The following is a 13945-nucleotide window of genomic DNA, read 5'->3' as shown; positions in this document are numbered from 1 at the left end:
GTCAGTCGGCGATATCGAATCCGGTGATGACCTTGGTGGGGCGCACCCGCACCACCAGTTCGCCGGGGACGGCGTTGCGGCGGCCGAACTCGTCGGCGCGGTCGGCGCCCATGTAGCGCGCGCCGGTCCGCGTCGCGACGTCGAGTACGTCCGGCTGATCCTCGCTCACCGACGCCAGGCCCTGCACCTGGACGAACGAGTACGGCGGATGCGGATCGTCGACACAGATTACGACCCGCGAATCCCTGGCCAGCGCACGGCCTTTCGAGGTGTCCCGGCCGGTGGTGAACGCCAGTTGGCCGTCCTCGACAACAAACCAAACCGGCGCGACCAGCGGCCGCCCGTCGGCGGCAACGTACCCGAACATTCCGGTGCGGGTGCCTGCCAACAGGAACTCGACGACCCGGGCGGAAAGTTCTGCGGGTTCGGCCATGCGCTAGAGGCGGGCCAGGTCGTAGTCGCCGAGATGGTCGATCAGGTTGTGCAGGTGGTCGCTCGAGGTGCCCAGCGTGTGTTCGATCGCGGTGAGCCGGGCCGCGTAGTGGCTGACGGGATATTCGGCGGTGACGCCGATTCCGCCGTGCATCTGGATCGATTCCTGTGCGATGTGCCGCCCCGACCGCCCGATCTGCACCTTGGCGCGTGACGCGATCAGCGGTTCGAGGTTGCCGTCGGCGATCGACATCGCGGCGTAGAAGCTCATGCTGCGCGCCACTTCCAGCGACACATACATGTCGGCGGCCCGCTGGGTGAGCGCCTGAAATTTGTTGAGCGTGACGCCAAACTGCTTGCGGGTCTTGAGGTAGTCGGTGGTCAGGCGAAGCGCTTCCTCCATGGCCCCGACAGCTTCGGAGCACAACGCCGACTGGATGCGGATGACGGCGTTGCGGATGGCGAGCGAGGCGTCCCCGCCTTCGCCGAGCGGTTCGGCGGCGGCGCCGTCGAGATCGACCTGGGCGCCGCGCTGTCCGTCGAAGGTCCGGTAAGGATGCCGGGTGACCGAATCCGCGTCGAGGAGGAACAGGCCGGTGCCGCCGTCGGGCAGCGCGGCGCTGACCACCAACGCGTCGGCGCAGTCACCGGCCAGCACGGGGTTCTTGCGTCCGCTCAACGTCCATGAATCACCTTGCCGCGTCGCGGCAGTGGTGACCGTGGCCGACGGGGTGCGATGCCCCGGTTCCAGGTGGGCGAAGGCCAGCAGGAGTTGCCCGGCCGCGACCTCGTCGAGCTGTTGCTTCTGGGCGTCGCTGCCCAGCTCGGCGATCAGCGCACCCGGTGCGAGCGCGGCGTGCAGGATGGGTTCGGGGGCCAACCGGCGCCCGACCTCGGTGAGCACCACCATGATCTCGATCTGGCCGGCCTCGTCCGGCTCGAACCCGAGGCCGAGGATCCCGGTGTCGGCTAGCTGACTCCACACCTCGCGGCTCCAGCCGAGGTCGCTCCCGATGACCTTGTTGCGGCTTTCCGGGTCGTACGTGCGCGAGAGCAGGTCGCGCGTGGTGTCGCGCAGCAGGGACTGCTCGTCGGTCAATTGAAAGTCCATGGCTGCCTCACAATCCGAGAATGGTGGACGCGATGATGTTGCGCTGTACCTCGCTGCTGCCGCCGTAGATGGTCGTCTTGCGGTAGTTGAGGTAGTGCGGCGCGCTGTGTTGCGCCCACGAGGGCGATGAAATCTCTTCCCCGTCGGCGGGCAGCGCGTCCGGGCCGGCGACCTCGACCAGCAGCTCGGTCGCGATCTGCTGCAGTTGGCTGCCGCGCAGCTTGAGCACCGACGACGCCGGGTTGGGCTGGCCGTCCGCGGAGTCCGACACCACCCGCGACTGCGTGAGTTCCAGTGCCAGGACCTCGTTTTCGGCCTCCGCGAGTCGCGCCGCGAACAGGGGATCGTTGAGCACCCCGGTTTCGGCGGCGCGTTTTTTCACCTCGGCGAGGCGCACCTTGGTGCGTCCCACGCCGGCGATGCCGGTGCGTTCGTTGCCGAGCAGGAACTTCGCGTACGTCCAGCCCTGATTCTCTTGTCCGACAAGCTGATCGGCGGGCACCCGGACGTCGGAGAAGAACAACTCGTTGATCTCCTGGCCGCCGTCGATCGTCTTGATCGGCCGCAGCGTGATGCCCGGGGTCTTCATGTCGAAGAGCAGAAACGAGATTCCGGCCTGGCGCTTGGGCGCTTGCGGGTCGGTGCGCACCAGGCAGAAGATCCAGTCCGCGTACTGGCCGAGCGTTGTCCACGTCTTCTGGCCGTTGACGATGTAGTGGTCGCCGTCCCGGACCGCGGTGGTGCGCAGCGACGCCAGGTCGGAGCCGGCCTCGGGCTCGGAGAAGCCCTGGCACCACCAGATGTCGAGGCTGGCCGTCGGCGGCAGGAAGCGTTGTTTGATCTCCTCGGAACCGAATTCGGCGATCACCGGGCCGACCATCTTGGTGTTGAAGTTCAGCGGCTCGGGCACGCACGCGAGTTGCATTTCGTCGGCCCAGATCTGGTGCTGGGTGGGCGTCCAGTCCTTGCCGCCCCATTCGACGGGCCAACTCGGGACCGCCAGACCGTGCTCGTGCAGGATCTTGTGGCTGGTGACGATGTCTTCGCGGCGCACCGACGCCGAGCCCTGGCGCACCCGGTCCCGCAGCTCTTGGGGTATCTGGGTGGTGTAGAAGGTGCGAAGCTCGTCGCGGAACGCGGCTTCCTCCGGTGTGAGCGCCAGTTGCATGGCAGCCTCCTTTGTCGAGCGACCACCGGATGAAGAATCAGCGTCAGACCGGCAGTCTCGTCCTGCAGGTTAGGCGCACAACGCCGTTCAACGTTAACCGGGGGGCACGGGCGCCGCCCCGTCACCGCCGGGCGTTCAGCGCCGGCGTCGCCACCAGGCCAAGCCGATGATCGTGGCCACGCCGAGGACGGCCGCTATCGCCAGGCGCGGCGCAGCGGACCGGATCCTATCGGCCTTGCCGGCGATCGCTTCGACGGTGGCGCCGAGTTGCTCGCGCGTCTGCTCGATGTCGGCCTGCAGTTCGTGGATGCTTGCGTCGGGCCCAACCGGTGGAGTTCCGGGACCCCGCGGCCGTTCAGCTCCGGTCATGGCGGGCGTCTTTCACTTTCTGGACGTCTTTCTTGATGTTGGCGACGGTGTAGGGCGCCGCCGGTGCGACCTCTTCGGCTTGGTGCTTACTGAGCAGCGCCGCCGCCCCGGCCGCGGCGAACAGCGCCGCGCCGACAATCAGGGCGGCTGCCCACACCGGCACTGCCAGCGCCACCGCGGCAATGCCCGCCGCGATCAGGCTGGCCAGGCCCGCTAAAGCAAGAATTCCGGCCGCGCCGAACAGTCCCGCGCCGATGCCCGCGCGTTTCGCCGATCGCTCGATTTCCTTCTGCGCCAACTGCATTTCGTCGCGAACTAGCCGTGACAGCTGCGACGAAAGCTGACTCATCAGCTCGCCGATCGAAGCGTCCGACGTCGGCTTTGCCTCCGGGTTCATACGCGGCTGGCTACCCCCGCATGGGCACGGCAAACCCGGCATCCTCTTTTGCACAGCCTCGGATTCGTCCACATCCCGGTTCCGCGGCGAAGTCGCGCGCGGCCGTGGTGGCGGTCGGCGCGCCTACGGTCGGCGCATGCGAACAGAACTGCCCGCCGAGCGGCTACAGCGACGCCTGGGCGCCGAGCCGGCCGACGAATCGGACCCGGAGGACCAGTCCCCGGCCCCGAGCGAATCAGAGGACCCGAACTCGCTGTTGCCGCGCTGGCTTCCCGACGCCGCCGAGAACCGGGGTTGGGTGGCGAAGATGCGCGCCGACCCGGGCCGCGCCGGTGCCATCGCGTTGGCGGTGGTGGCCGCCCTCGCGGTGCTGGTGACGGTGTTCACCCTGGTACGCGACCGGCCCGCGCCCGTGACGTCGGCCAAGCTGCCGCCGGTGGAGAAGGCCGCGACCGCAAGCCCCAGGTCGTCGGCGAGCCCGGGCGCCGGCCAGCCTGCCGCTTCCGACCGGCCGGTGGTGGTCAGCGTGGTCGGGCTGGTGCGCACCCCCGGGCTGGTCACCCTGGCGCCCGGCGCCCGCATCGCCGAAGCCCTGCAAGCCGCCGGGGGACCCGTGAACGGCGCCGACACCATCGGGTTGAACATGGCCCGCCCCGTCGGCGACGGCGAGCAGATCGTGGTGGGGCTCGCCCCCGTCGCGGGGCAGCGGACGGCGCTTGGCAGCTCCGTATCCGCGGGGACGTCGCCGGCCGCAGGGACGCCGGGGCCGGTCTCGGGGACGGTGAAGCCGAAGGCCGGTGAGGCGCTCGACCTCAACACCGCGACCCAGGAGCAGCTGGATGCCCTGCCCGGGGTCGGGCCGGTCACTGCCGCTGCCATCGTCGCGTGGCGGCAGGCGAACGGGAAATTCACCAGCGTCGACCAGCTCGCCGACGTCGACGGAATCGGCCCGGCGCGGCTGGAGAAACTGCGCCCGCTGGTGCGTGTCTGACCGCTGTGCGCGACCCGGCGACCGCGCACGTCGATGTTCGGCTGGTCCCGGCCGCGCTGACCGGCTGGCTGGTCACCGCCGCCGGTATCTGCTGGCCGGTCGGACGGGTGCTCGCGGGCTGTTGTGTAGTGCTGCTCGGCGTGGGGGCGGCGCTGGCCTGCCGCGCGGCGCTCGGGCCGGCCCGGGCCCGCCGGGTGCGGACGGTGGGCGCCGGCCTGGTGGCGGTCGGCGTGGTGGGCGCTGGGTTCGGGCTGGCGATCGCGCTGCGCAGCGAGGCGGTCGCTCACCACCCGATCACCGCGGCGTTCGGCACGGCCGCCCCGGTGACGGTCAGCCCCACCGAGAGCCCGGTGCCCCTCGGCCCGGGCCGGCTGATGTTTCGCGCCACCATGCAGCGCTTGCGCGACGACAGGATGTCCGGTCGAGTGGTCGTCTTCGCCCGGGCGTCGGACTTCGGCGACCTCACCGTGGGCCGGCCGGTGCGGTTCACCGCCCGCATCAGCCGTCCGGGCCGCCATGACCTGACCGTCGCGGTGCTCAACGCGTCGGGCCGCCCGACGCTGGGCACCGCCGGCGTAGTGCAGCGCGCCGCACACTCCGTGCGCGGCCGGTTTGCCGCCGCCGCCCGCGAGACCCTGACCGTCGACGAGGCTGCGATGCTGCCCGCCCTGGTTCTCGGCGATACCTCGGCAGTCACCGGCCAGACCAGCCGCGACTTTCGGGCGGCCGGCATGACGCACCTGACCGCTGTGTCGGGGGCCAACGTCACGATCGTGTGCGGGGCGGTGCTGTTCTCGGCCCGGTTGATCGGGCCGCGCGCCGCCGTCGCCCTCGCCGCGGTGGCGCTGGTGGCGTTCGTCGTCGTGGTGCAGCCGACGGCAAGCGTGCTGCGGGCCGCCGTGATGGCCGCCATCGCGCTGACGGGGGTGCTGTCGTCGCGCCGGCGGCAGGCGATTCCGGCCCTGTCCGCCGCGGTGCTGATCCTGCTGGCAGTCGCCCCGCACCTCGCCGTCGACGTGGGCTTTGCGCTGTCGGTGCTGGCGACGGCCGCGCTGATCCTGATCGCGCCGGTCTGGTCGCGGCGCCTGGTCGACAAGGGCTGGCCCAAGCCGCTCGCTGATGCGCTCGCCGTCGCCTGCGCCGCACACGTGGTGACCGCCCCGCTGGTCGCCGGCATCTCGGGCCGCGTCAGCCTGGTCGCCGTGACCGCCAACCTCGCGGTCGCGCCGGTGATCGCGCCGGTCACGGTGCTGGGCAGCGCGGCGGCCCTGCTGTGTGTCGCGTGGCCTGCCGGCGCGCAGCTGTTGATCCGCTTCACCGGCCCGGAACTGTGGTGGGTCGTGAACGTGGCGAGGTGGTCGGCCGGCGTGCCCGCGGCGACGCTGCCGGTTCCAGCCGGTGCGCCCGGTGTGGTGCTGGTCGCCTCGGCCACCGTAGCGGTAGTTCTGGTGGGCAGGCTGATGTGGCGCTGGCGCTGGTGTCGCCGGGCGTTCGGGTGGGCGGGGGGAGCGGCGGCCGTGTGCGCGCTGGCCTGGTCGCTGTCGGGAGCGCTCGCCGGTTAGTCGGTGTCGCGTGACACCATCGGGGGGTGAGCGAGGTTGCGCACCTGCACCTGGTGCTGGGGGACGAGGAGCTGTTGGTCGAGCGCGCCGTGGCCGACGTGCTGCGGTCGGCGCGCGACCGCGCCGGCACCGACGACGTCCCGGTGAGCCGGATGCGGGCCGGCGACGTCGGCACCTACGAGCTCGCCGAGCTGCTCAGCCCGTCGCTGTTCGCCGACGAGCGCATCGTGGTGCTGGAGGCGGCCGCCGAGGCCGGCAAGGACGCGGCCGCGGTCATCGCCGCGGCGGCCGCCGACGTACCGGCCGGCACGGTGCTGGTGGTGGTGCACTCCGGCGGCGGGCGCGCCAAGGCGCTCGCCACAGAGCTGCAATCGCTGGGCGCCGAGGTGCATCCGTGCGCGCGGATCGCCAAGCTCAGCGAACGCGTCGACTTCATCCGCAAGGAGTTCCGCGCGCTGCGGGTCAAGGTCGACGAGGAGACGGTGACGGCACTGCTCGACGCCGTCGGGTCCGACGTGCGCGAGCTGGCCGCCGCATGCTCGCAGCTGGTCGCCGACACCGCCGGTCACGTCGACGCCGCAGCGGTGCGCCGCTATCACAGCGGGAAGGCGGAGGTGAAGGGCTTCGACATCGCCGACAAAGCGGTGGCGGGCGACGTCGCGGGGGCCACCGAGGCGCTGCGCTGGGCGATGATGCGCGGCGAGCCACTGGTGGTGCTGGCCGACGCGCTGGCCGAGGCCGTGCACACCATCGGCCGGGTGGGACCGCTATCCGGCGACCCGTACCGCCTGGCGTCGCAGCTGGGCATGCCGCCCTGGCGTGTGCAGAAGGCCCAGAAGCAGGCCCGGCGCTGGACGCGCGAAACGGTTGCGGTCGCGATGAAAGTCGTGGCGGAGCTAAACGCCAACGTTAAGGGGGCCGTCGCCGACGCGGACTACGCGCTGGAATCGGCGGTCCGGCAGGTTGCCGAATTGGTGGCCGACCGGGGCCGCTAGCAGGCCCCGAGAAGCCCGGGTGCTCAGATCTTGTTGAGCGCCCGCGCCAGCGCCGACTTCTTGTTCGCGGCCTGGTTCTTGTGGATCACGCCCTTGCTGGCCGCCTTGTCCAGCTTGCGGTTGGTCGAGACCAGCAACTCCGCGGCCTTCTCTTTGTCGCCGCCGTCGGCGGCCTCCCGGAACGCGCGGACGGCGGTACGCAGCGAGGACTTCACCGACTTGTTGCGCAGGCGGGCGCGCTCGTTCGTCTTGATGCGCTTCTGCTGCGACTTGATGTTGGCCACGCGTAATTTCCTTCTTTGAAATTGGTCTTTGCTCGAGTCAAAAGGGGGCCGCCCCACACCCGACGGCGACTGCCCAGGTTATCAGTCGGTTACGTTTTCTCCCAAAATGGGAGCCCGTGGCCTGCCAGAACGTCGATGTGAGGCACCATCTGAAAAGTGAGTCTTCAACTGGACAAAACCAGGCGTGGATCGCGCGGTGCCAAGCGTTCTGTGGCGCGCTACGAGCGGATTTTCGGCGGCTACAACCTGGCGTCGGACGCCTACGCGCTGGCTTTCGACGAGATGTTCGACGCCCAGGGCAATGTCCGCGGCCCGTACAAGGGCATCTATGCCGAGCTCGCGCCGTCGGACGCCTCCGACCTCGAAGCCCGCTCTGAAGCGCTGGCCCGTGCCTTCATTGACCAGGGCATCACCTTCTCGCTGTCGGGCCAGGAGCGGCCGTTCCCACTTGACCTGGTGCCGCGGGTGATCTCGGCCGCCGAATGGGCCAGGCTCGAGCGCGGCATCATCCAGCGCGTCAAGGCCCTCGAGATGTACCTCGACGACATCTATGGCGATCAGGAGATCCTGAACGACGGCGTCATCCCGCGCCGGCTGATCACGTCCTGCGAACACTTTCACCGACAGGCATCCGGCATCGTCCCGCCCAACGGCGTGCGCATCCACGTAGCCGGCATCGACTTGATCAAGGACGAGAAGGGCACCTGGCGGGTACTCGAGGACAACCTGCGCTCGCCGTCGGGGGTGTCCTACGTGATGGAGAACCGGCGCACCATGGCCCGCGTCTTCCCCAACCTGTTCGCCAGTCACCGGGTGCGCGCGGTCGACGACTACGCCGCACACCTACTGCGGGCGCTGCGCAATTCCGCGGCCACCAACGAGGCCGACCCGACCGTCGTAGTGCTGACCCCTGGCGTCTACAACTCGGCCTACTTCGAGCATTCGCTGCTGGCCCGCCAGATGGGCGTCGAACTCGTCGAGGGCCGTGACCTGTTTTGTCGGGACAACCAGGTCTACATGCGCACCACCGAGGGCGAAACCCAGGTCGACGTCATCTACCGGCGCATCGATGACATCTTCCTGGACCCGCTGCAGTTCCGGCCCGACTCGGTGCTCGGGGTCGCCGGTCTGGTCAACGCCGCGCGCGCCGGCAACGTCGTCATCTCCAGCGCGATCGGCAATGGCGTCGGGGACGACAAGCTCGTCTACACCTACGTGCCGACGATGATCGAGTACTACCTGGGTGAGAAACCGTTGCTGGCAAATGTGGAGACCTTCCGTTGCTGGCTAGCCGACGAACGCGAGGAGGTGCTCGACCGGATCGACGAGTTGGTCATCAAGCCGGTCGAGGGGTCCGGCGGGTACGGCATCGTGTTCGGGCCGGACGCCTCCGAGAAGGAGCTGGCCGCCGTCAGCAAGAAAATCCGCGACGATCCGCGCAGCTGGATCGCGCAGCCGATGATGGAGCTGTCGACGGTGCCGACGAAGATCGACAGCTCCCTGGCTCCGCGCTACGTCGATCTGCGTCCGTTCGCGGTCAACGACGGCGACGACGTCTGGGTGCTCCCGGGCGGTCTGACGCGGGTGGCGCTAGAGGAGGGCTCGCGGGTGGTGAACTCCAGCCAGGGGGGCGGCTCGAAAGACACTTGGGTGCTGGCGTCGTCGCGCGCATCGGCGGCCGACCGCGAGCTGGGGGCCGCCGAAGTGGTGCGTTCGCTGCCGAAATCCAAGGCGGGTGTTGACAATTCGACCCAGCAGCAGTCGAACGGCGACCATCCCGGCGAGTCCGAGCCGCCGAAGAAGGGGCAGAAGCAGAAGCCGCAACAAGAGCAACACCAGCAGCGAGGGGTGGTCCACTGATGTTGGCCCGCAACGCCGAAGCGCTTTACTGGATCGGTCGCTACGTTGAGCGGGCCGACGACACCGCACGCATTCTGGACGTCGCGCTGCATCAATTACTGGAAGATTCGAGCGTTGATCCTGACCACGCATCACGGGTGTTGTTGCGGGTGCTCGGCGTCGAGCCCCCCGATGACGAATTGGATGTCTGGTCGCTGACCGATCTGGTGGCCTACAGCACCGACGACCGTGGTGGCACGTCGATCGTCGAGGCGATCACGGCGGCGCGTGAGAACGCGAAGTCGGCGCGGGAAGTAACATCCATCGAGATCTGGGAGTGTCTCAACACCACCTACAACGCCTTACCCGAACGCGAACGTGCCGCCAAACGTCTTGGCCCGCATGAATTTCTGTCGTTTATCGAGGGTCGCGCGGCGATGTTCGCCGGCCTGGCCGACTCCACCCTGTCCCGCGACGACGGATACCGTTTCATGGTGTTGGGCCGCGCGATCGAGCGCGTCGACATGACGGTGCGGTTGCTGCTGTCGCGGGTGGGGGACAGCGCGTCCTCGCCGGCCTGGGTGACGCTGTTGCGTTCGGCCGGCGCGCACGACACGTACCTGCGCACCTACCGCGGCGCGCTCGACGCCGGTCGAGTGGTCGAGTTCATGTTGCTGGACCGACTGTTCCCTCGATCGGTGTTCTACTCGCTGAGGCTCGCCGAACACAGCATCGAAGAGTTGGTGCACAACCCACAGAGTCGGGTGGGGGCCACCGTCGAAGCGCAGCGACTGCTCGGGCAGGCGCGCAGCGAACTGGAATTCATGCCGCCGGGCGTATTACTCGACACGCTCGAGACCCGGCTGGCTGCCCTGCAGAAGACGTGCTACGACGTCGGGGAGGCGTTGTCGCAGCAGTACTTTCATGTCACACCATGGGTGGCTTGGTCGGATGCCGGTCACAGTGCTGAGCTGGTTGCCCGCAACGGAGACACCTGATGTGGCGGCTGCGGGTGGTGCATACCACAGGATTTGCTTACCAATCGGCGGTCACGGCGTCTTACAACGAGGCCCGGCTGACGCCGCAATCGGACGCCCGGCAAAACGTCATCCTCAACCGGGTGGAAACCATCCCGGCGACCCGCTCCTATCGCTTCACCGACTACTGGGGCACCGCCGTCACGGCATTCGACCTACATGCGCCGCACACCGATCTGACGGTCACGTCTTCTTCGGTCGTGGAAACCGAGCGGCCGGAGCGGCCCGAAACCGACGTCGGCTGGGACGACCTGGAATCCGAGGCGGTGATCGATCGCTTCGACGAATTTCTGACTCCGACCGATCGCACCCCGGACCCCAAGCGGCTGAGGCCCATCTACAAACGGCTCGCCAAAGGGCGGGAGCCCGCCGAGGCAGTAGTCGCCGCGGCCAAGTTTGTGCATGAGGAGCTGGACTATCTGCCGGGCACCACCAGCGTGCACTCGTCAGGCCTTGAGGCGCTGCACGCCGGCCAGGGTGTCTGCCAAGATTTCGTTCATCTTTCCCTGATCCTGTTGCGCGGCATGGGGATTCCCGCGCGCTATGTGTCCGGATATCTGCATCCGAAAAGTGACGCCGTCGTCGGCGACACCGTGGACGGTCGCAGCCACGCCTGGCTGCAAGCCTGGATCGGCTCCTGGTGGAACTACGACCCCACCAATGAGAGCGAGATCAACGAGCAATACGTCAGCGTGGGCGTCGGCCGCGACTACGCCGACGTGTCCCCACTGAAGGGCATCTACTCCGGCGAAGGCGCGACCGACCTCGACGTCGTCGTCGAGGTCACCCGGCTGGCCTGAAGGCCGTTAGCCGTGCGGGCCCGGCAGGCCCAACAGCTTGCCGCCGGCGCCGCCGGCCCCGCCGGAGCCGCCGTCGAGGCCGGTGCCGCCGGCGCCGCCGAAGCCGATCAGCTGAGCATTCCCGCCGCTACCGCCGGAGCCGCCCAACGGCGTGGTCGCGGGGCCGCCGTTGCCACCGCGGCCGCCGTTGCCGAGCAACAGCGCGCCGGATCCGCCGTTGCCGCCGACGCCGCCCGGCCCGGTGGCGCCAAATCCTGTTCCGCCGGCGCCCGCGTTGCCGCCGTTGCCGATCAGACCGATCGCGGCGCCGCCGTCACCGCCGTGCCCGCCGACCGTGTGTGTCGCAGTGCCCGCTCCGGCGCCGCCGCCGATGCCGCCGTCGCCATAGACGAATCCGCCCTGGCCGCCAACTCCTCCGTTGCCGCCGCCGCCCCCGCCGGTCCCGCCGGCGCCGCCGTGGCCCAGCAGCACAGCGGATCCGCCGTTGGCGCCGGCGCCGCCCTGCAGGTTGCCGAATCCGCCGCCGCCGCCCGCGCCGCCGTTGCCGAAAACCCCGCCGGAACCGCCGGCCCCGCCGCCTCCGCCGCTGCTCGCGACGTTGCTGGCCCCGCCGCTGCCGCCGCTGCCGCCGGGTCCACCATTGCCGAACAGCGTGGCGCTGCCGCCGTGGCCGCCGAGGCCGCCGTCGAGGCTGCCGGGCCCGCCGCTGCCGCCGGCGCCGCCGGCGCCGTACAGCAGCCCCGCCCGCGCGCTCGTAGCCGCCGTCCGGCGAATATCGTTGCGGCGCAGAGGAAGTAGGGCGCCCTCCACGACCAGCCAGGCCAGCGCCGAGACCCGCGCGATCGGCAGGATCACCCCGAGTTCGGGCCACACCAGGACCAACGTCGCCGCTTCGGCCAGCGCGGCGATCGCCAGGCCGGTCCACGCCACCGGGCGCGGCGTCAATCCCAAGACGAGGCTGGGCACCGCCATGCCCGCCACCAGCAGCCCCAGCGCCACGATGTGGCCCGGGCCGCCGACCAGGAACACCAGGAAGTAGACGGCGCGGACCAGCGCGGCGTCGGCGCTGACGTCCGGCCGTGACAGCGTCCAGCCCAGCAACCCGGTCAGGCCCAGGGCACCCGCGGCCAGCGTCCCGCCGGCGAGGGCGATCGTCGCGCCCGGGGCGGTGACGCCGAGTTGCCGCAACCGGGCGCTGGCCGTCGCCGCGTAGATCGCCAACGGCACCGACGACGCGAACACCGCGGTGGCGATCACTTGCACCGCGAGCGGCTGGCCGCGGACGTACGCGATGACTGGGGCCGCCGGGCCGTAGGGCAACGGCATCACGCCGCCAAGCGCGACCCCGATCGCGAGGCCGCCGAACAGCAACCCGACACTCACGACGGCAAGCAACACCAGCGGCGGTCCGCCCTGCCGCCGACGGCCGGCGACCGGCCGATTTCCATCTGCTCGTGAATCGTTCATGTGATGAACGATATGCTGAGTTCAGCTACTCCACAAGCCCATGAATGATTCACAGGACGAATCATTCGCTAACGCTATGATGGCCTGGTGGCATCAGTTCCCGGCGACCGTCCCGACGGTGTGGCCTTCCTGTTGGCTCAGCTCGGCCATCACGCGGCGACGCTGTTCGCCGAACAGGTGGCCACCCTCGAGTTGACGCCCCCGCACGCCGGAATCCTGCGCGCCATCGCCGCGGAACCCGGCCGCAGCCAGCAGGCCCTCAGCGCCCAGTTGGGCATGCTGCCCAGCCGGGTCGTCGTCTACGTCGACGAACTGGAGGAACGCGGCTACGTCGAGCGGCGCCGCAACCCCGACGATCGCCGGTTGCACGCCCTGTACCTCACCGCCGCCGGAAAAAGGTTGATGCGCAAGCTCTCCGAGCTCGCACGCCAGCACGAGCTCCGGTTCGCCGCCACGCTCGACGCGGAGCAGTACGGCACCCTGCGGGAGCTGCTTGCGGCGGTGGCACGGCAGCAGGGGCTGGCGCCGCATGTCCACCCCGGCTACAAATCGATCGGTCGACCGGCAAACCCAGCCGGTTAGCCCCGGATAGCGGTAGGATCCGCCTCGGCAGTACATCCACGAAGGCGCGAGGTGCCGGATGTCGTTTGTAGTCGCAGGGCCACAAGCAATGCTGGAGGGCGCGGCCGATATCGCCGGCGTCGGTTCGGCGATCAGGCAAGCCAACGCGCTCGCGGCGGCCCAGACGACTGCCGTGGAGGCCGCCGCCGCGGACGAGATATCCGTGGCGATCGCAGCCCTGTTCGGATCGCACGGGCAGAGCTACCAGAGCGTGAGCGCCCAGATGACGGCGCTGCACGACCAGTTCGTACAAAACCTGACCGCCGCTGGCGGCGCCTACGCCAGCGCCGAGGCCGCGAATGTTCAGCAAACCCTGCTCGGCCTGATCAATGCGCCCACCGAGGCGTTGCTGGGACGCCCGCTGATCGGCAACGGCGCCGATGGCGGAACCGTCGGCGGGATCGGGCAACCCGGCGGGGCCGGTGGCCTGTTGTTCGGTAACGGCGGTCGCGGCGGGGACAGCACGGCCGCGCTGGCGCCCGGCGGTAATGGTGGGCCGGCCGGGCTGATCGGCAACGGCGGCGCCGGCGGCAGCGGCGCGCCCGGCACTGTCGTCAACGGTTTCGCCGGCACCGGGGGCGTCGGCGGCACGGGCGGATGGCTGTTCGGCAACGGCGGGCCCGGCGGTTCCGGGGGCGCCGGCGGCAACGCCCTCACCGGCCACGCGGGCGGCGCGGGCGGGTTCGGCGGGCACGCCTGGCTGTTCGGCACCGGCGGCGCGGGCGGCGTCGGAGGAACGGACTCGAACACCGGCGGCATCGGCGGAGCCGGCGGCAACGGCGCGCGGGCGGGGCTGCTGTACGGCGCCGTGCCCGAAATGTGCGCGTGGGCCGAGGATCATGGCGGCCTCGCCGCGGTGTTCTGTGAGCACC

The 13945-nt window shown here is 69.9% G+C and carries 14 protein-coding genes and 1 pseudogene; 8 read left to right on the top strand and 7 right to left on the bottom strand.

The genetic code is table 11. The features are described from left to right. Position 1 precedes the first annotated feature (1 nt). From A5706_RS17045 to A5706_RS17025, 5 genes are all read right to left on the bottom strand, one after another. On the bottom strand, positions 2-433 hold the full coding sequence (locus A5706_RS17045) for a PPOX class F420-dependent oxidoreductase (protein WP_068132662.1): 432 nt from the start codon (positions 431-433) through the stop codon (positions 2-4). A gap of 3 nt (positions 434-436) precedes the next feature. Further along, entirely contained in the window at positions 437-1543 is a 1107-nt protein-coding gene (locus A5706_RS17040; protein ID WP_068132657.1) for an acyl-CoA dehydrogenase family protein, read from the bottom strand. A gap of 7 nt (positions 1544-1550) precedes the next feature. After that, entirely contained in the window at positions 1551-2711 is a 1161-nt protein-coding gene (locus A5706_RS17035; RefSeq protein WP_068132654.1) for an acyl-CoA dehydrogenase family protein, read from the bottom strand. A 135-nt stretch (positions 2712-2846) separates the two neighbouring features. Beyond that, entirely contained in the window at positions 2847-3080 is a 234-nt protein-coding gene (locus A5706_RS17030) for a DUF3618 domain-containing protein (protein ID WP_068132652.1), read from the bottom strand. Beyond that, positions 3067-3477, bottom strand: a complete 411-nt coding sequence (locus tag A5706_RS17025; protein ID WP_068132650.1) for a phage holin family protein — start codon at positions 3475-3477, stop codon at positions 3067-3069. Before A5706_RS17025 ends, A5706_RS17030 begins: the two co-directional genes overlap by 14 nt. A 136-nt stretch (positions 3478-3613) precedes the next feature. Here A5706_RS17025 and A5706_RS17020 point away from each other — a divergent pair, with 136 nt between their 5' ends. From A5706_RS17020 to holA, 3 genes are read left to right on the top strand one after another with little or no spacing between them, the layout of a single operon-like run. After that, positions 3614-4468 (top strand): ComEA family DNA-binding protein, encoded by an 855-nt coding sequence (locus tag A5706_RS17020; protein ID WP_068132649.1) that lies wholly within the window; start codon positions 3614-3616, stop codon positions 4466-4468. A gap of 5 nt (positions 4469-4473) precedes the next feature. Then, positions 4474-6030, top strand: a complete 1557-nt coding sequence (locus A5706_RS17015; protein WP_156767187.1) for a ComEC/Rec2 family competence protein — start codon at positions 4474-4476, stop codon at positions 6028-6030. A 44-nt stretch (positions 6031-6074) separates the two neighbouring features. Next, complete coding sequence (gene holA, locus A5706_RS17010; protein WP_156767188.1) at positions 6075-7025, top strand: DNA polymerase III subunit delta; 951 nt, start codon at positions 6075-6077, stop codon at positions 7023-7025. Between the two features lie 23 nt (positions 7026-7048). Here the strand turns inward: holA and rpsT are convergent, their stop codons facing one another. Continuing rightward, the gene (gene rpsT / locus A5706_RS17005) at positions 7049-7309 is read right to left on the bottom strand and encodes a 30S ribosomal protein S20 (RefSeq protein WP_066930353.1); all 261 of its coding nucleotides are present in this window, start codon (positions 7307-7309) and stop codon (positions 7049-7051) included. Positions 7310-7465: 156 nt separating this feature from the next. Here rpsT and A5706_RS17000 point away from each other — a divergent pair, with 156 nt between their 5' ends. From A5706_RS17000 to A5706_RS16990, 3 genes are read left to right on the top strand one after another with little or no spacing between them, the layout of a single operon-like run. Further along, positions 7466-9169, top strand: coding sequence for a circularly permuted type 2 ATP-grasp protein (locus A5706_RS17000; protein ID WP_068132644.1), 1704 nt, complete (start codon positions 7466-7468; stop codon positions 9167-9169). Beyond that, positions 9169-10146, top strand: coding sequence for an alpha-E domain-containing protein (locus tag A5706_RS16995; RefSeq protein WP_068132642.1), 978 nt, complete (start codon positions 9169-9171; stop codon positions 10144-10146). The genes A5706_RS17000 and A5706_RS16995 overlap by 1 nt, the downstream gene beginning before the upstream one ends. Beyond that, entirely contained in the window at positions 10146-10985 is an 840-nt protein-coding gene (locus tag A5706_RS16990; RefSeq protein WP_068132641.1) for a transglutaminase family protein, read from the top strand. Before A5706_RS16995 ends, A5706_RS16990 begins: the two co-directional genes overlap by 1 nt. 792 nt (positions 10986-11777) lie before the next feature. Here the strand turns inward: A5706_RS16990 and A5706_RS35290 are convergent. Then, a pseudogene (locus A5706_RS35290) lies at positions 11778-12452 on the bottom strand (hypothetical protein); the annotation flags it as partial. A gap of 87 nt (positions 12453-12539) precedes the next feature. Here A5706_RS35290 and A5706_RS16980 point away from each other — a divergent pair. Together A5706_RS16980 and A5706_RS16975 are read left to right on the top strand one after the other, a co-directional pair. Beyond that, the gene (locus tag A5706_RS16980) at positions 12540-13034 is read left to right on the top strand and encodes a MarR family winged helix-turn-helix transcriptional regulator (protein ID WP_068132640.1); all 495 of its coding nucleotides are present in this window, start codon (positions 12540-12542) and stop codon (positions 13032-13034) included. Positions 13035-13092: 58 nt separating this feature from the next. Then, the coding region (locus A5706_RS16975; RefSeq protein ID WP_156767186.1) for a PE family protein at positions 13093-13945 on the top strand (853 nt) is incomplete at its 3' end.

The sequence above is a fragment of the Mycobacterium sp. E796 genome, assembly GCF_001672815.1.
Lineage (GTDB): Bacteria > Actinomycetota > Actinomycetes > Mycobacteriales > Mycobacteriaceae > Mycobacterium.
This window is presented reverse-complemented; position numbering and strand designations above follow the sequence as displayed.